This is a genomic window from Wolbachia endosymbiont (group A) of Pogonocherus hispidulus (assembly GCF_964028195.1).
In the GTDB taxonomy this organism is placed as follows: domain Bacteria; phylum Pseudomonadota; class Alphaproteobacteria; order Rickettsiales; family Anaplasmataceae; genus Wolbachia.
Genome location: NZ_OZ034750.1, coordinates 165785 through 182137 on the forward strand (window position 1 = coordinate 165785; position 16353 = coordinate 182137).

The following is a 16353-nucleotide window of genomic DNA, read 5'->3' on the forward strand; positions in this document are numbered from 1 at the left end:
TTACACAACTTTATGCAATATCCTGTCAAATCTCAGAGCAACAGGTAACCTGAAATTAAATGGTAACCAATCGACCTTCCCCAATTTAAACGATAAACCAACTATACTTACACGCCCAATGATATTTTCCATTGGTACAAAACCAACCTCAGGAAACCTGCTATCCAAAGAATTATTTCTATTGTCTCCCATAACAAAAAATTGATCGTTAGGTACATAATAAACCGGAGTGTTATATGATAGCTTATTAGAAATGTTATCTACCAAAATCTCATGCTCCTTGCCACTTAAAAGCGTTTCTATATATCTTGGTATGTTACGATTTGACTCATAATCAAAAAAACTTTCAATTTGCCTTCGCTCTACTTTCTGATCATTTAGGTATAATTCTCCCTCTATCATTTGCACTTTGTCACCTGGTGTTCCTATTACTCGCTTAACAAACCTGATGCTGTCATTTCTTGTGGGTTTGAAAACTACTATGTCGCCACGCTTTGGAGGGGTATAAAAAATCCTGCCGCTAAAAATGTTTGGAGAAAATGGAAATGAGTGTTTACTGTAACCGTATGAATATTTACTAGTAAAAATGTAATCCCCTTCAAGTAGGGTGCTTTTCATTGAACCAGAAGGTATATGAAATGGCTCGAATAAAAAACTACGTATTGATAGCGCAATCAACAGTAAAAAAAACAATGAAGATAAAAATCTTCCCGTTCTTATCACCCAGTTTTTGCTTAGTTCTTCCAACTTTTCCAACTTTGTTTTTCTTATAGATTAAGCTTATTATAATACATAAATTAAAAAATGGTAATATGAAATTTTACTTGTGAATGTTATTCCTCTATTCAAAACAATTTTGAAAAGGCGGTTCATTTCTTTCAACGGTGTCATCCAAGTAGCGTGACACATAACTGTACAAACATTGCAATTTGCAGGTGGCAGATGAAAGTAGCTGACACCATCTGGATGCAAATTTCCTTAAATGTTCGTAAACTTAAAACTTTACTTTAGGTCAAACTGCTGTATAGTGGCTTTATAGCTTTAGTTTTACAATGAATATACCTAGTATAGAAAATTGTGATCTTCACAATAAAACCGTCTTACTCAGAGTTGACTTCAATGTTCCTATAAAAGATGGAGAAATTCGTGACGTCACTCGTATTTTGAGAGCATTGCCTACTATTGAGTATTTAGTGAATGCAAGTGCAAAGATTATTATTATATCGCATTTCGGACGCCCAAAGGCCAGAGACAATAATCTGTCGCTAAAAAATGTAATTGACACTTTATCGCAGTTACTAAATAAAAAAGTGAAATTCATTGATGATTGCGTTGGTGAAAAAGTGCAAAAAGCAGTGAGTGCTATGGATGCAAGAGATATAATACTACTAGAGAATCTAAGATTTTATAAAGAGGAAGAGCAAAGTGACTCAAATTTTGCCAAACAACTAGCATCTCTAGCGGATATATATGTAAATGATGCATTTTCTTGCTCTCACAGAGCTCACGCTTCTATTTCACACATTACAGAATTTTTACCTTCCTACGCGGGATTTTGCTTACAAGATGAGCTAAAGTATCTTGAAAAAGCTGTATCGTTTAAAGCTAAACCTATTACTGCGATAGTTGGGGGAGCCAAAATGTCAACTAAGATAAAAATGCTTATAAAGCTAGCGGAAAAAGTTGATTACCTAGTTCTCTGTGGTGCAATTGCTAATAATTTTTTGTCATTTAGCAAAGTAAATATAGGAAAATCTTTCTTTCAAAATGGTGTTGACGACCTTCTACATAATATTATTGAAACAGCAAATAAAAACAATTGCAAAATAGTTGTGCCAGAAGACGTTCTGGTTGCAGTAAACTCTGATTACAGCACTAGTATTTCAAGAAGAACTGAGTCCATTTTGGACGGTGATATAATTTTGGATATCGGACCACAAACTTTGAGTACAATAAGCAGTATAATAGCAAGCAGTAAGACTCTGCTGTGGAATGGACCTATTGGTGTTTTTGAACATTCAGCTTTTGCAAGTGGTACAATAGGGGTAATGAAAGTCGTAAGTGACTTAACGCACAAAGGAAAGTTAACCAGCATAATAGGGGGAGGTGATAGTCTATCTTCAATAAGCGCTGCAGGCCTTACCGATAAGGATTTTACATGTGTTTCCACTGGTGGAGGAGCGTTTTTAAGTTGGCTGGGTGGTGACGAAATGCCGGGAATTGCTGCTCTGCAAAAATGATTAGATTAAAACTTTTTTAAATTGTTTCTTATAGGCTAGCTTTTTTGTGAACGTGATTATGTCGAAGACAGTTAAACTAATTTTGTGTTTAATAATACCAATAATAGGATTTATTTTTTATATTAGGGATCATTATTTTCACACTGACTATGTAGAAGAAAATGTTAAGGTCAATTTTGAGCCATTTTTCAGTTCACAACCAGGTTATATACCACCGTTTCCAGAATTAACTGACTTCGATAGAGGAGTGTTGAAAGTTTGTGGAGATTGGGGAGCACATCCAGATAAAGAAGATTTCAAAATTTTACTTAGTTGTCCGCAGCATCAAGAAGTAGTGAAAGGAATATATGATAAGCTTGATCATCAAGTGATTACGCCAGATGCGGATTTGGAGTTATTTAAAGATGAACTGGCTAACATTTGGTTTACAAATAGTGGAAGTGAAAAAGAAACTATAGGGTTTGGACATATTTTTTGTGGTGAGCCAAACGATAAATTAGGTGGTATGCATTTTGTAGGTAGATATGTTGAAGCTCAGGAAGATAAATGGGCAGGTGCAATTTGGAATGATAAGTCCCTATGCAATAAATCAGATATTAAGCCACCAGTTTATACATTTGGAATGAAATATTTGGGTAAGGATGAGGAAGTGAAAGTTAAATGCCCAAATGGATACGCATATAACCTTCATGCCGATGATAGTGCGCCGTAGAAACACGGAAAGTGTTGAAGCTGTGCAGTAGATGAGGGAGGGCCCCTCGGAGCCGGTTTGCAAGAGCAGGCTTCAAACAGCCATAAGCTGCTTTGGTAAAGAGCTAAGGTAGTGAGCGTTATGGAAAAGGCACAATTATGTGTCATGTATGAAATAGAGAGACGAACGCAAGTGAACCACTGATGAAGTGTCGAAAGCGTAGAGACGACGTCAAAACCAGGGGGTAGTCGTTAACCTGGGATGAATCTACAGGGAGCTTGTTTACTGGGTAGGTGGCGTCCGGCATAAAAGTGGCGTGAATCTATTTTAGGCTATTGCATGGAACTACGGGAACCTGTCGTTTCGATGAAAAGGGAGAAGTCCAAAGAGCTGATCTCTGAGGATGAGAGTACCGATGCGAAAAACAGGGGCGGATTAGCTCGTAGTAGCGAAGAAGTTTCTGTAATGGAAATGGAGTGAAGGGGCTAAGTTATTTAGTTTTAATTATTTATCAACCGAAAGGGAGGAGTTAATGAATGAAACAAAGTCTTTTGATATACCAAAGCAACTTATTTGGAGAGCTTATAAACAAGTATCGAAAAATAAAGGTGCAGCAGGTGTAGATGAGGTCTCGATAACAAAGTTTGAAGAAAATCTAAAGGATAATCTATACAAATTATGGAATCGGATGTCATCCGGAAGTTATTTTCCAGAGCCGGTAAAAGCTGTTGCGATACCAAAAGATACAGGAGGGCAAAGAATTTTATGTGTGCCTTCAGTATTCGACAGGATAGCGCAAACAGCAGCTACAATGTATCTTGAGCCGTTAGTAGAACCGAAATTTCACGAAGATTCATATGGTTATAGACCAAATAAGTCTGCGCTGGATGCGGTATACACAGCACGGAAGAGATGTTGGAAAAATGATTGGACGGTAGATCTTGATATATCTGGATTTTTCGACAATCTGGACCACGATTTAGCACTGCAGGCTATCAAGAAACACACAGACTGCAAATGGGTCATACTGTATGTTGAGAGGTGGATGAAAGCCCCCATTCAGCAAGCAGATGGCAGTAGGGTAACAAGGGATAAAGGAGTTCCGCAAGGAGGTTCAATAAGCCCAATCATTTCAAGCATATTTATGCACCATGCGTTTGATATGTGGATGAAACAAAATTATCCAACAGTACCATTTGAAAGATATGTAGATGATGCGATAGTGCACTGCAGAACTAAAAGACAGGCAGGATTTATGAAAGTAATGATTGAAGAAAGATTGGCTAAGTGTAAATTGAAGTTACATCCTGAAAAGACACAGATTGTGTACAGTAAGGATGATGATAGAAAAGAACAATTTCCTAAACAAAGCTTTGATTTTCTAGGTTATACTTTTAGACCTAGAGTAGCAAAGAATAAGATGAGGAATTATTTCATCTCATTTCTACCTGCAATTAGTAACAAAGCCAAGAAGAAGATCAAGAAAACCATAAAGTCATGGAGAATACATCGGATTACATGGACCACACTAGAGGAAATATCGAAGAAAATAGATCCAATAGTCAGAGGCTGGTTTCAGTACTATGGCAGGTTTTATAAATCAGAGATGTATCCATCTCTCAGAAATATAGAGAGATACCTCATAAGATGGGTCAGGACAAAATATAAGAAACTTCGTGATCACGGAAGACTAGCAAAGCAATTTCTAGGAAAAGTGAGAAAGAGGTCTCCAAGTATTTTCTATCATTGGACACTTGGGTTAGGATCAAAAGGCTAAATAATGGGAGCTGTATAAGCCGAGAGGTTTCCGTGCAGTTCTGCGAGAGACTGGTGGGGAAGTTCCGCCGGTCTACTCTCCTTTTAATTTCTGCAACTAAGGCGTTCAAGGAATTAGGAAAAGATGGAATGTGCCTATATGAAATGGAAGATGACAATTATCAATCAGTGTTTGTAAGAAAGAATGATGCTATACTTACGTTCTATCCTGACTTAACACCAAAATGTGATGATAAGAGTACTTATTGTAGTTGCAGTAAATCTTAATTTCAAAACCAATAGGGTGAACAAATGATAAAATGCTATAGGGTGTAGCAAATCCAAATGAGTTAAAATTTTGATTAAAGGGTTTTGTGAGTAATAATGAAGAAGGGCATTATTCGTCTAATAAAAGCAATTCGATACTCTTGTGAAGGAATAAAATCAGCTTTTATATCAGAAATTGCGTTCAGACAGGAGTTACTACTTTTTATAGTATGTGTTTCAACTTTGTTTGTTTTGGATGTAAGTAATCTAGAACGTGCAGTAATGATAAGCAGCCTATTCCTGGTGTTAATTGTGGAAATTGTTAACACTGCTTTTGAAACGACAATTGAGCGTATTTCCAGTGAACAACACATACTTTCAAAAAAGGTGAAAGATCTAGGTAGTGCAGCAGTTTTTCTTTCATTAATTAACTTCCTGATAACATGGATGATAATATTGACAGGTTAATACGAATGTTATTAAGATATGTTGTCAAACTCACCAATTAAAGTTTTTATATCTTGCGGTAAATCAGAGACAAATTCCATGTATTCCTTACTTTTTGGGTGGTATAAGCCCAGTGTATAAGCATGTAGTGCTTGTCTATTGAAATTACGAATGAAACTAGAGTTTTTAGCATATTTTGTGCTTTTACTACTATTTTTTCCATAAACTTGATCACCAACTATGGAATGTCCTATGTGGCTCATGTGGACTCGAATTTGGTGTGTTCTGCCTGTCTCTAAAGTGCATTTAACCAGGCTTGCTTGTCCTATAACTTTCTGCACTAAATAGTGAGTGATTGCTAATTTGCCTGTGATTTTTGTTACACACATCATTTCTTTATTACCGCGTTTGGGAGCAATATTAGTTTCTATAGTTCCCTGCTGGGAAGATAATGCTCCCCAAACTACTGCTAAATATTCTCGCTTTATTTTACGATTTGATAACAATTCAGACAAAAAACCATGGGCTTCTTCATTTTTTGCAATTACCATTAGCCCACTGGTATCTTTATCGAGTCTATGAACAATTCCTGGTCTTACATCAAGGTGAGCGATAACTGCGTTCAAAAGCGTATCATTGTTTGTCCCAGCACCTGGGTGCACTGTTAATCCACTTTGTTTATTCAGAACTATAATGTCCTCATCTTCATAGACGATATCAAGTTTTATGTCATAATTAGGCTCAATTGATGTGGATATGTCAGGTTGAACGAGATGCACCACATACTCTTCATCTGGTTTTACTATGTGGTCATTATTAATTATCGGTATGCCAAGTAATTTCACCTGCTCATTTTGTATCAATCTTTGCGCTTTACTGCGTGATATGTTGCACTTTTCAGCTATATAGGTGTCTAACCTTAATTTTTTCTCATCACTATTAATGTTTAAGGTTATATCTATCCTGCACACGCTACTTTAAATGCTGCTTGAATATTTTGATCTACAAAATCAACTTTTGTACTAGGAAGATCACCTTGTTTTTTAATATGGCAAGTTGTCTTAGAGCCATCTTTCCAGTGAATTATTATTTTATTATCAAAATTTCGTAATGTTGCCTCAACCTTTTTTTCTTTATTATCTTTTTCTTCCAACTTAATAGATTCTAATAAATAATATAGAAAGTCACTTGCTTTGCCGTTGATTTTTTCTTTCCATTCATCTGTTCTTTCTCGTTCAAATAAATCTTTTTTCAGCTGCCTTACTCTGTCTTGTTTTTCTAAGACTGCCATTTGTTCTTGTAGCTCCTTCTCTTCATCTACTAATTGATCAGTATTATCTTCATTATCAGGCTCACTTGGTCGGTTGTGTTCTTCTAATAACTGTGTCTGTATCTCTTGATCTGCAGATTCATTAGTACTAGTTTGCATATCTTTATTTAGATTGACTACTGCTTCCTTGCCCATTTTGTTGAGGGTTGGGGTTATTAGGTGCGTTAGGCAGTCTTTCATCTGCAAAAGTTGCTCCGGATAATCCCATACGGGCTCCAGGTTTAAGTCTAGCTACTCTATCGTCAATAGTCTCTACTGCACTCTTAATAACATTTATTGTGTCCATTACCTTCTTTACATCCACTTCACTCAGTTTACCTTTTATGTCTTTGCTAACTTCTTTACACAGAACATTCACACTTTTACTAATATCTTTCAGGCAGTCAGTTATTTCTTTACTAGCAGTTGTTTTCACCTTATCCACATTTTTCTTTATATCTTCTTCTAATTTATCAAGTAAAGCTTTGAGATCCTTCCCTATACTGCCAAGCGTTTCTTTAATATTAACATTTGCAGGCTTTAAAAGACTGTTGTCAAACAGGTAACAAACTTCATTGACCAAATGAGTTAGGCGCTTATCAAGTAATTTTATCAATCGAGATATAGGATCATTCTCCTCTTTACTTTCAAATTTGTTTTCCATTACCGATACAATCGTGCCTTTTCTACATGGAAGTAAAACATCTAAATTATTGAATTTTTTAACGATATTATGTGCGTTATTTACTTCATTATTTTTTAACTTACTTAATGCTATACATATTCCAGCAATGAAGACAGTACCCACGAATGCAATGAAACCCCATTCTGCCCGACCATGAACATTGGCAAAACTAAATTTATTTTGTATCAATGCACCAGTTACAATTAGACCGCTCAGCACATATGGCACAGTAAACAAAATAACTTTATTCCTATTCTCTTGTCTTTTGTTTTCCAACATCTCTCCCTGTTTTTCAGAGATTGGTAAAACTATTGAAAAACCTTGCTTTTTATCGACCAAATCAGGAACAATTTCTATTGTTAATGCATTTTGAGCGATCTCATTTATTCCATCACTTTTTCCACCTCGAATCTTTATATCTATTGGGCTATCACCATCTTTTGATTTCTCATCTTTTATCTCTTGCCTGTTCATATGTTTTATAGCAAGAAATGCTACAAGAATCACCCCAAAAATAATAGAAGCATAAACATAGGCTGGCATTATTCGTGAATTAAGAATGTTTGTGATGAAACTTACATCACCATCAGTTATCATGACTGCAGCAATATAGGCTAGAGAAAATTGAAACCAAGCATCCACGGCTGCTATAGGTAGGGTGTTATTTATAGAATACTTTTTTATTGCGCACCATGCTTTAGGAAAATAGCCAATGGCATCATTTATTTTGCTCACATCGTGAGTTACCTTAATACCTAAGGGGTTTTTTGTGGTACCTGAGGTCATAAATTTCCTTATATTTAAATTTAATTAATTATATATTAATAACACTTTGAAATCAAGCTTTTTAACTTATGCCAAGGCCTATTAGAGCGCACTTTGTTAATCTTTACGTAACGATTTGTTAACCAAATTGAATGTGTGCCATATGGTTTTAGATTGGTGTATTTAATAGTTCTAGTATTACAAACTGAATAGTCGAATTCACTTAATTGAATTATTAAATCAACTTTATCACAATTTTCTGAAATATCTTCTTTTTTATAAGCAAGCAGTACTGATTTATTATTTCCTTTATTATATATACAGCCATAATCGTTACATTTTAGTCTTTTATCTGAGTTATTGTATTTTTTATGATTCAAAATTTGGTTCTGCCCATTTTGTTTCGCCCATGTTTTGACAACAAAGTTCCTATTTTTTCTGGTGAGAGAATATAGTAAGTTATCACTCTCCTTTGCAGCAACATTATCAGCATTTATTAGGATGTCGGGGGTTTTATATGCGGTGCTAAAGCAAATACCCAGCACAATAAAGAAAATTCCGAAGAAACGCCAATTTCTTTCCCACAAGCACAGCCACAATAAACCAAGTGTTATTATAATAATTGATGAGGCAGGAAAAGTACGAATGGGAATAACCAAATACTGAAGACTAGCGATTGCATTTGTTATATACAAAATACTGTCAATTGGGCGCTCTATAAATGGCGCTATAATCCATTCAATACCTAAAGGAATCAATAAGACATAAATTATTCCAAGTGGAATAATAATTAATGTAACTATTGGTATAGCAACTAAATTTGTGATAATGCCACTAATTGAAAAATAATTAAAATTGTATATCGTGTACGGAACAGTTGCTAAACTTGCTATTACTGAGCTGATCATTATCGATACAAAATATTTCATTATTTTTATTTTGAACAATTTATTAGCATTAATTTGATAACTGGCAACCAGTGCCAAAACAGCAAAAAATGACATCTGAAAGCCAGGCTTTAAAATTGCTTCTGGTTCTACTGAGAGTATCACTGCAGCAGCAAACGCAATTGCTATTAACCCTCGATATTTTCTCTCTATCATTATTGCAACAAGTACTAAAATCACCATGATGTAGGCACGCTGAGCAGAAATTTGCATACCGGTAATCAACAAATAAAACGTGGTTGGCAAGATAGTAAGGAATGCAGATATTTTCTTGGTGTTATACTTAAGAGTCAAAGTTTCAGATATTGCGAATAAATTACGAAACACTACAAAAAACAGACCAGCAACGAATGATAAATGCAAACCAGATATGGCAAACAAATGTGCTATACCTGAATCTCGTATTGCATCCATAGTTTTTTGATCTATGCCATCTTTTTTACCAATTAGTAATGCAGAGATTATATCCGCATGTGGTTTTTTGATATTTTGCTGCAGGTTTTCATAGATGTATTGACGGAAAGATTCTATATACTCTTGAAATTTTCTTGCTTCAGCCTTTTTGTGCAAAGCTATTTTGCTTGTTGCAAAACCTGTTGCACTTATTTTCTGGTAATATGCCATTCTTGCAAAATCATATGCATACTCCGAGGGCGCAATCTTTAGAGGGAAGAGTTTTGCTGATAATTTTACTTGATCGCCTATTTTAATGCCTTCTTCCACTTTGGTTCTAACCGATATTCTGATGTTATCTAGAGCTCTATCCGGTGTCATTCCAGCGCGTAACGCTGGAATCCATATCTTTTTTTTCTGGATCCCAGTATCAAGTACTGGGATGACAAAAGGTGGTGCTGGGATGACAGGAGAGGATTTTGAGATAGTAGAGACAGAAAGCAGAAATTGTTTGTATGAGCCCCTGTCGTTAATATCCTTCACTGTGGCAACGATATCTTTTACGTATCTCTCTTTATCAAGAATTTGAGTATCAACTAAAGCTGTTCTTAATTTACTAGCTGTAAACCCTATGAGCACTGCAATTAAAGCGATACATAATATCGCGTACCTTTTATACAATATTGCAATCAGAATTAGTATAGGTGAAAGCAAAAGAAAAATAGATATAGTGAAAGTGCAGCTTGGTTCAAAACTTAGGGAAAAATAGGTTAAAATCCCTACACACTGACACACAGGAAACCATAGTATCAAGTTATATTTTTCATTGTGTAGGTTATGACGTATATAACTAACTATTATGTCAAAGAAAGTTAACAAACATACCGATATGTGACTGTGACGCAATTTTATTCTTTTATTTTCTATTATTGTATATATAATAACTAAATAAACAACGACGCGGGATGGAGCAGCTCGGTAGCTCGTCAGGCTCATAACCTGAAGGTCGTAGGTTCAAATCCTACTCCCGCAACCATTTTCCAACTGTGCGAATATTGTGGTTTCAGGTAGTTCATGGAAACGGATTAAACGAAAAACTTACTTGACAAACTCCGCCAGCCCCCTTATCATGAAAGTGAAGCTATTTATTTATCTTCGCAATCTGCAGATTAAAACGACAAAGGGAACTTTGTATTTGGCGTAAATCATGCTTAATTTTTTGCACTATGTGCACCTCATGTCTTTATAAAACTTCTGGGTTTCTACCTATACAAGCCGAAACGCGCTTATAAAGCGTTTAAGACATCAAAAGACGTCAAATAGAACAAGGGAGAATTTGAATACTAGCTACCCTAGGTTTTCTTTGCCTTTTTTTCTGCTTAGTAAATTTCTTAAACACTTGCGGTGTAGGTTAGTTGCAAGTTAAAAGCAGCTAAATCGCTCTTAATCAAGCGTTTTAGAATAAAAAAAACGCCGATATTTTAGTACATAGTAAATAGCCAACCACCACGGGGTTTCTTTTGCCTTTTTTCTTCATTTGGTAAATTCCTTAATATTTATAGCAACATGAACTGGGCAGGAAGGTGTCATTCCAGTGCTCCTTTTTTTGTCATCCCAGTGCCCAGGCACTGGGATCCAGCCTTCCTGCAATCTCATCGAAAACGTTGTATTTTAACGTAAAACACCTATTTTTATGCTTACCAACTTAATAAAATTCCTGGATCCCAGTGTCTGGGCACTGGGATGACAGAAGAAGGAGGCACTGGGATGACAGGAGAAGGTACTAGCCTGACAACCGTCATCCCGCTACGTGTTAGCGGGATCTATGCTTTGAGATACCGCGGCGGTATGACGGTTCGCGGCAGCATGACGGTCTGCGGCGGTATGACGTCTTGCTTGCAACCTATAGCCTTGTCATTCCAGTGCTCCTTTTTTTGTCATCCCAGCGTCACGCGCTGGTTTCAACATTATATCATGAACTTTCTAAAATTCATTGAGTTATGCTTTCAAACGGTGGTGCCGGGGTGTGAGTATAATGATTATCAGTATATAAAAGTCATAGCAGACAGACTTGAAGCGGCAAACGTTGGCAAAATGAGGCGAATAATATTCAATATGCCTCCGCGTTCAATGAAGTCCCTGTGCGTTAGTGTTGCGTGGCCCGCATGGATACTGGGAAACCAGCCAACTGCAAGAGTAATAGTTGCAAGTTACTCTCGGCTGCTCAGCGAAAAGCACTCGCTCGATACAAGGTGCGTAATGCAATCTGGTTGGTATAAAAAGCTATTTCCAGAAGTAGAATTATCCAAAGATCAGAATACCAAGTACAAATTTCAAACAGTGCAGAGAGGATACAGAATCGCAACGTCCGTTGGAGGAACATTAACCGGTGAAGGTGGTGATTTCATCATCGTAGATGATCCACTGAGTCCCGCCCAAGCTTTGAGTGAAACGTTTAGAAAGCGTGCCACAAACTGGTTTGATCAGACTTTAGTAACGAGGCTCAACGACAGAAAAAAAGGAGTAATTGTTCTTGTGATGCATAGGCTCCACTTGGAAGACTTAACCGGGCACCTTCTCTCCAAACCGAAAAACATATGGCATCATATTTGTTTACCAATGATATCTGAAAATAAGGAGATCATTTATTCAATCAAAAAGCCAGCACTTTCTGTTCCTGTCGTCCAAGTAACTACAACCAGTAATAAAACAGCATCGCGTGCTAGACCTGCAAAGATGTTATACTCAAGAGAAGAAGGCCAGCTATTATATCCCCTCTATGGAGGAAAAAAAGAAGTTAAGATGATAAAAGTCGAACTTGGTAGTTACGCTTTTGCTGCCCAATATCAACAAAACCCTCTGCCACTTTCAAGTGGTATAATTAAACGAGAGTGGCTGAAGCGCTATAAAAATGTTCCTGATAATCTCTCGCATGTAACACAAAGTTGGGACACTGCGGTTTCAATAAGCGATTCTAGCGGCTTTAGCGTTTGTACCACCTGGGCAAAAGCGGATAATAAATTCTATTTACTTGATGTATATCGTGCAAAGCTTGAGTATCCAAAACTTAAAGAACAAGTTCTGTCACTAGCTGCAAGGTGGAAGCCACATGCAATTTTAATCGAAGCAAAAACGAGTGGTCAGCAATTGATTCAAGAGCTAAAGACAAATAGTGACCTACCTGTTATCGAGGTAGTACCACATAGCGGTAAACTTGCTCGATTCTACCAAATTGTTCCAATAATAGAGTCTGGTAAGGTTTTTCTGCCGCACCAAGCAGTATGGCTGAATGATTTTGAGTATGAGATTTTAATGTTTCCAGAAACTCGCCACGATGACCAAGTGGATAGTACCGTGCAATATCTGCAGTGGGTGAGAGATAGTAGCTCTAGGGTCGCAGCTGTACGGGCATTGTGATTTGAGCCTAAATTCTCAATGGTAAATCAAGAAGCAACTGCAATAACGTTAGGGATATAATTGTTCCACTTTCCAATCGCTTCCCTCAACAAGGGTGTATCTAAATCTAATATGCTTCCTATATTCACCTTCTTGCCAAAATTCAATTACTTTTGGGATTACGCAAAATCCCACCCAAAAGTCAGGACGAGGAACTTGTGTGTTGTAAAATTCCTTCTCCTTCAATTTGATGGCTTGCTCAAAATCTTGCCAATTTTTCAGAACGCTCGATTGTTTTGAGCACCATGCGCTAATTTGACTATCGCGCGCTCGAGAAGAGAAGTATTTGTCAGTTCTTTCATCGTTTAGAAGTTTAACATCTCCTTCAATTCGTACTTGCCTAGCAAATTCTATCCAATGAAACACTAACGCAGCTTTGGGGTTCTCAGTCAATTCTTTCCCTTTTTTACTGTTTACGTTAGTGAAAAACACAAAACCTTCTTTACTATATTCCTTTAGTAATACTACTCTTGCAGATGGAATGCAGTCTTTGCTACAAGTTGCTAGCGTCATTGCAGTTGATGAAACTGCTTTATACCACTTTGAAAACAAATCAAACGGATCTTTTTCAGGTGAGAATGTCATATCTAAAAATAAAATCTTAATTCTGGCACGCATTGCAAAAATAAGTGCTACGGCCATTTTGTCGTATAAGTGTTATGATATTGTTGCAGATCTTGCAAGGTTTTTGAACTTTACCATATACGTAAAAGTTATTTTGAAAGTATCCAGCAGATCCAGATGGCTGTGCATAATCTTTCAGTGTTGAACCGCCTGCAGCAATTGCATCACTCAGAGTATTTTTTATTTCAGCAGCAAGTTTTTCGCACTCCTTATAAGTCAAATCTTGTGCTGGCCTGAGTGGTGATATGCGAGCTCTAAACAAACTTTCAGAAGCATATATGTTGCCTATGCCAACTATCAATTTGTTATCCATTAATGCTGATTTGATATTCACTTTTTTGTTTTTCAGCAACTCCTGTAAATAATCTCCACTGAATTCATCCGTGAGGGGCTCTATTCCGAAATCATCAAAAAAATTTATTTCTTGTTCTTTGCTTAAAATAATAACTAATCCAAATCTTCTTGGATCATTAAAGATTATTGAAGTATTGTCGGAAAATAAAAATACCACGTGATCGTGCTTATTCCGCACTTGATCGTGGTCAGCATATATAAGCTTTCCGCTCATGCCAAGATGTATGATTACAGCCACACTACCATCTGTATTCCAGATCGTATACTTACCTCTACGCTTGATGTTGCGTATGACTTTGCCCTTTAGCATATCATCAATATTTTTTGTTATTGGCACACGTAAATTCCAATTATTAACTATAACATTACTGATTTGCTTGTTTTTAATTTTATCAAGCAAAAAATTAGAGATTATTTCCACTTCCGGTAGTTCTGGCATGATACCTCCTTCAAAACTTAAGTTTCTGATGGTAATTTTGTCGTTAAAGCTTCCTCAAATACATTCGAGTATTCTGCGGTGCTTTCTCCTAAAAATTCCTCACCATAAACAAGTTTTGAAAGGGTTCTCTGTCTACTCTGTTGCTGCTTTTTTCTTTTCAAAATATTTTGCTTTAAAGCTTTCGCTAATCTTTTTTTCTCCTCTTCTTTTTCCTTATTCCTTTTTGTATTATTCATTATCATAATATATAAACTTGCCGTTGTAGCTCAGGTGGTAGAGTACGTCATTGGTAATGACGAGGTCCCAAGTTCGAGTCTTGGTAACGGCACTGTAGACCTTATAATAAAAACTTAGAAGAAAGTTACAGAGGTAAGTTATCATGCTTTTTCCATATCCTTTCTACTTTCTTGTTTTTGAGTAGCTCTAATGCTTTACAAAAGTGATGCCTTGTTTTACTTGGCACTATAATGTCATCAATGTATCCATGTGATGCAGCAAAAAATGGATTAGCAAATTTCTCTTTATATTCTTTGATTAACGTTTGCTGGTCTTTTTCATGCCTAAATATAATTTCAACTGCACTTTCAGGGCCCATTACAGCTATTTCAGCAGTTGGCCAGGCATAATTTATATCACCTTTTAGATGTTTCGAATTCATAACAATGTATGCACCACCATACGCTTTTCTAGTGATAAGGCTAATTTTCGGCACGGTCGCTTCAGCGTAAGCGTAAAGCAGTTTCGCTCCGTGTTGTATTATATTATTGTATTCTTGATTTGTACCCGGCAGAAATCCTGGAACATCAATAAGTGTGATGATCGGAATGTTAAATGCGTCACAAAACCTCACAAACCTTGCAGCTTTTCTTGAAGAATCAATATCCAAACATCCTGCAAGGTGCATAGGTTGATTTGCAACAATACCAACAGTGTTTCCTCCAATTCTACCAAAACCAATTATGATATTACGAGCAAAGTCAGGTTTTAACTCAAAAAATTTCCTTCCATCACAAACTTTTTCAATGAGTTCATACATATCATAAGGAGTATTAGGATTGCTAGGAATTAGAGTGTTTAAGGATCCATCAATATCATTAACATCATTACAGATTGGTACAGATTTCGGTGATTCTTGATTATTTGCTGGTAAGAAAGTAAAGAATTCACGCATTTTTAGCAGCATTTCAACATCATTATTGAATGCAAAATCCGCTACTCCTGTTTTGCTTGTATGAATTTTTGCTCCACCAAGATCTTCGTGGCTTACATCTTCATATGTGACTTTTTTTACTACATCTGGCCCGGTTATAAACATGTATGAACTATTCTTTACCATGAAAGTAAAGTCAGTTAATGCTGGGGAATAAACTGCACCTCCTGCACATGGCCCCATGATTAAAGAGATTTGTGGTATAACACCCGATGCATTTACGTTTCTTTGAAAAATTTCTCCATAACCAGCAAGAGAATTTACTCCTTCCTGAATTCTGGCTCCACCAGAATCGTTTAGCCCAATGATTGGAACTCTGGCATTAATTGCCATATCCATAATTTTGCATATTTTTTTTGCATGTGACGCACCAAGTGACCCACCAAAGACAGTAAAATCTTGCGAGTAAACGAAAACTTTTCTGCCATAAATAGTACCATGACCAATCACTACTCCATCACCTAAAAAATTAGCATTTTGCATGCCAAAATCAACTGCGTGATGCTTCACGAATTTATCGTATTCTTCGAACGAATTTTCATCAAGCAATATACTGAGTCTTTCTCTAGCAGTTAATTTCCCTTTTTCGTGTTGTTTATTGATTCTGTTAGAACCGCCTCCTTTTTCAGCTTCTAGTGCTTTGGTTTTTAGATTTTCTAGTATTTTAAAGTCTTGCATACAATAAAGTAGTTTTTAAATTAGTAGTAGACTTTATTAAGCTTACAAACTCTACTACTATACACATACACTATTGCTATATGCAACAGTGTA

The 16353-nt window shown here is 36.4% G+C and carries 17 protein-coding genes and 2 tRNA genes; 9 read left to right on the forward strand and 10 right to left on the reverse strand.

Annotation, left to right across the window (positions count from 1 at the left end; genetic code table 11):
• Window positions 1–747: a signal peptidase I gene (gene lepB, locus ABWU58_RS00815; protein WP_264329043.1), complete on the reverse strand. Its 747-nt coding sequence runs from the start codon at window positions 745–747 to the stop codon at window positions 1–3.
• Window positions 748–1052: 305 nt separating this feature from the next.
• Between lepB and ABWU58_RS00820 the strand changes: the two genes are divergently transcribed.
• The 6 genes from ABWU58_RS00820 (at window position 1053) to ABWU58_RS00845 (ending at window position 5421) form a co-directional block, all read left to right on the forward strand.
• Window positions 1053–2240 carry a phosphoglycerate kinase gene (locus ABWU58_RS00820; RefSeq protein ID WP_353283302.1) on the forward strand — a complete coding sequence of 396 codons (1188 nt, stop codon included), beginning with the start codon at window positions 1053–1055 and terminating at the stop codon, window positions 2238–2240.
• A 58-nt stretch (window positions 2241–2298) separates the two neighbouring features.
• Window positions 2299–2952, forward strand: coding sequence for an EndoU domain-containing protein (locus ABWU58_RS00825; protein ID WP_353283303.1), 654 nt, complete (start codon window positions 2299–2301; stop codon window positions 2950–2952).
• A gap of 318 nt (window positions 2953–3270) precedes the next feature.
• A complete protein-coding gene (locus tag ABWU58_RS00830) occupies window positions 3271–3411 on the forward strand; it encodes a hypothetical protein (protein ID WP_019078704.1) in 141 nt (46 codons plus the stop codon).
• Window positions 3412–3463: 52 nt separating this feature from the next.
• Window positions 3464–4708 (forward strand): group II intron reverse transcriptase/maturase, encoded by a 1245-nt coding sequence (ltrA, locus tag ABWU58_RS00835; protein ID WP_353276809.1) that lies wholly within the window; start codon window positions 3464–3466, stop codon window positions 4706–4708.
• A gap of 53 nt (window positions 4709–4761) precedes the next feature.
• On the forward strand, window positions 4762–4974 hold the full coding sequence (locus tag ABWU58_RS00840) for a hypothetical protein (RefSeq protein WP_353283304.1): 213 nt from the start codon (window positions 4762–4764) through the stop codon (window positions 4972–4974).
• Between the two features lie 96 nt (window positions 4975–5070).
• On the forward strand, window positions 5071–5421 hold the full coding sequence (locus ABWU58_RS00845; RefSeq protein ID WP_353283305.1) for a diacylglycerol kinase: 351 nt from the start codon (window positions 5071–5073) through the stop codon (window positions 5419–5421).
• Between the two features lie 11 nt (window positions 5422–5432).
• Here ABWU58_RS00845 and ABWU58_RS00850 read toward each other — a convergent pair whose 3' ends face one another.
• From ABWU58_RS00850 to ABWU58_RS00865, 4 genes are all read right to left on the reverse strand, one after another.
• Window positions 5433–6305 (reverse strand): RluA family pseudouridine synthase, encoded by an 873-nt coding sequence (locus ABWU58_RS00850; protein WP_410542049.1) that lies wholly within the window; start codon window positions 6303–6305, stop codon window positions 5433–5435.
• 53 nt (window positions 6306–6358) lie between these two features.
• Window positions 6359–6829: a hypothetical protein gene (locus ABWU58_RS00855; RefSeq protein WP_353283306.1), complete on the reverse strand. Its 471-nt coding sequence runs from the start codon at window positions 6827–6829 to the stop codon at window positions 6359–6361.
• Between the two features lie 4 nt (window positions 6830–6833).
• Window positions 6834–8129, reverse strand: coding sequence for a hypothetical protein (locus tag ABWU58_RS00860; protein WP_353283307.1), 1296 nt, complete (start codon window positions 8127–8129; stop codon window positions 6834–6836).
• Window positions 8130–8215: 86 nt separating this feature from the next.
• Window positions 8216–10360 (reverse strand): ComEC/Rec2 family competence protein, encoded by a 2145-nt coding sequence (locus ABWU58_RS00865; RefSeq protein ID WP_353283680.1) that lies wholly within the window; start codon window positions 10358–10360, stop codon window positions 8216–8218.
• A gap of 98 nt (window positions 10361–10458) precedes the next feature.
• Between ABWU58_RS00865 and ABWU58_RS00870 the strand changes: the two genes are divergently transcribed.
• Window positions 10459–10535 (forward strand) — tRNA-Met (locus ABWU58_RS00870).
• Between the two features lie 497 nt (window positions 10536–11032).
• On the opposite strand, the gene ABWU58_RS00875 is transcribed toward ABWU58_RS00870, so the two are convergent.
• Entirely contained in the window at window positions 11033–11155 is a 123-nt protein-coding gene (locus ABWU58_RS00875) for a hypothetical protein (RefSeq protein ID WP_353283308.1), read from the reverse strand.
• 318 nt (window positions 11156–11473) lie between these two features.
• Here ABWU58_RS00875 and terL point away from each other — a divergent pair, with 318 nt between their 5' ends.
• A complete protein-coding gene (terL, locus tag ABWU58_RS00880) occupies window positions 11474–12916 on the forward strand; it encodes a phage terminase large subunit (RefSeq protein WP_353283681.1) in 1443 nt (480 codons plus the stop codon).
• 48 nt (window positions 12917–12964) lie between these two features.
• On the opposite strand, the gene pdxH is transcribed toward terL, so the two are convergent.
• From pdxH to ABWU58_RS00895, 3 genes are read right to left on the reverse strand one after another with little or no spacing between them, the layout of a single operon-like run.
• The gene (gene pdxH / locus ABWU58_RS00885) at window positions 12965–13540 is read right to left on the reverse strand and encodes a pyridoxamine 5'-phosphate oxidase (RefSeq protein ID WP_410542050.1); all 576 of its coding nucleotides are present in this window, start codon (window positions 13538–13540) and stop codon (window positions 12965–12967) included.
• Between the two features lie 16 nt (window positions 13541–13556).
• A complete protein-coding gene (gene mutM, locus ABWU58_RS00890) occupies window positions 13557–14372 on the reverse strand; it encodes a bifunctional DNA-formamidopyrimidine glycosylase/DNA-(apurinic or apyrimidinic site) lyase (RefSeq protein ID WP_353283310.1) in 816 nt (271 codons plus the stop codon).
• A 17-nt stretch (window positions 14373–14389) separates the two neighbouring features.
• Window positions 14390–14608: a hypothetical protein gene (locus ABWU58_RS00895; RefSeq protein WP_353283311.1), complete on the reverse strand. Its 219-nt coding sequence runs from the start codon at window positions 14606–14608 to the stop codon at window positions 14390–14392.
• 19 nt (window positions 14609–14627) lie between these two features.
• Here ABWU58_RS00895 and ABWU58_RS00900 point away from each other — a divergent pair.
• A tRNA-Thr gene (locus ABWU58_RS00900) sits at window positions 14628–14700 on the forward strand.
• A gap of 33 nt (window positions 14701–14733) precedes the next feature.
• Here the strand turns inward: ABWU58_RS00900 and ABWU58_RS00905 are convergent.
• A complete protein-coding gene (locus tag ABWU58_RS00905; protein WP_353283312.1) occupies window positions 14734–16260 on the reverse strand; it encodes an acyl-CoA carboxylase subunit beta in 1527 nt (508 codons plus the stop codon).
• Between the last annotated feature and the right edge of the window lie 93 nt (window positions 16261–16353).

Coding starts and splice junctions, on each gene's coding strand:
- ABWU58_RS00820 (WP_353283302.1), top strand. CDS start 1,053: ATGAATATACCTAGTATAGAAAATTGTGATCTTCACAATAAAACCGTC.
- ABWU58_RS00825 (WP_353283303.1), top strand. CDS start 2,299: ATGTCGAAGACAGTTAAACTAATTTTGTGTTTAATAATACCAATAATA.
- ABWU58_RS00830 (WP_019078704.1), top strand. CDS start 3,271: ATGGAACTACGGGAACCTGTCGTTTCGATGAAAAGGGAGAAGTCCAAA.
- ltrA (WP_353276809.1), top strand. CDS start 3,464: ATGAATGAAACAAAGTCTTTTGATATACCAAAGCAACTTATTTGGAGA.
- ABWU58_RS00845 (WP_353283305.1), top strand. CDS start 5,071: ATGAAGAAGGGCATTATTCGTCTAATAAAAGCAATTCGATACTCTTGT.
- ABWU58_RS00855 (WP_353283306.1), bottom strand. CDS start 6,829: ATGCAAACTAGTACTAATGAATCTGCAGATCAAGAGATACAGACACAG.
- ABWU58_RS00875 (WP_353283308.1), bottom strand. CDS start 11,155: ATGAGATTGCAGGAAGGCTGGATCCCAGTGCCTGGGCACTGGGATGAC.
- terL (WP_353283681.1), top strand. CDS start 11,474: ATGAACTTTCTAAAATTCATTGAGTTATGCTTTCAAACGGTGGTGCCG.
- pdxH (WP_410542050.1), bottom strand. CDS start 13,540: ATGACATTCTCACCTGAAAAAGATCCGTTTGATTTGTTTTCAAAGTGG.
- mutM (WP_353283310.1), bottom strand. CDS start 14,372: ATGCCAGAACTACCGGAAGTGGAAATAATCTCTAATTTTTTGCTTGAT.
- ABWU58_RS00895 (WP_353283311.1), bottom strand. CDS start 14,608: ATGAATAATACAAAAAGGAATAAGGAAAAAGAAGAGGAGAAAAAAAGA.
- ABWU58_RS00905 (WP_353283312.1), bottom strand. CDS start 16,260: ATGCAAGACTTTAAAATACTAGAAAATCTAAAAACCAAAGCACTAGAA.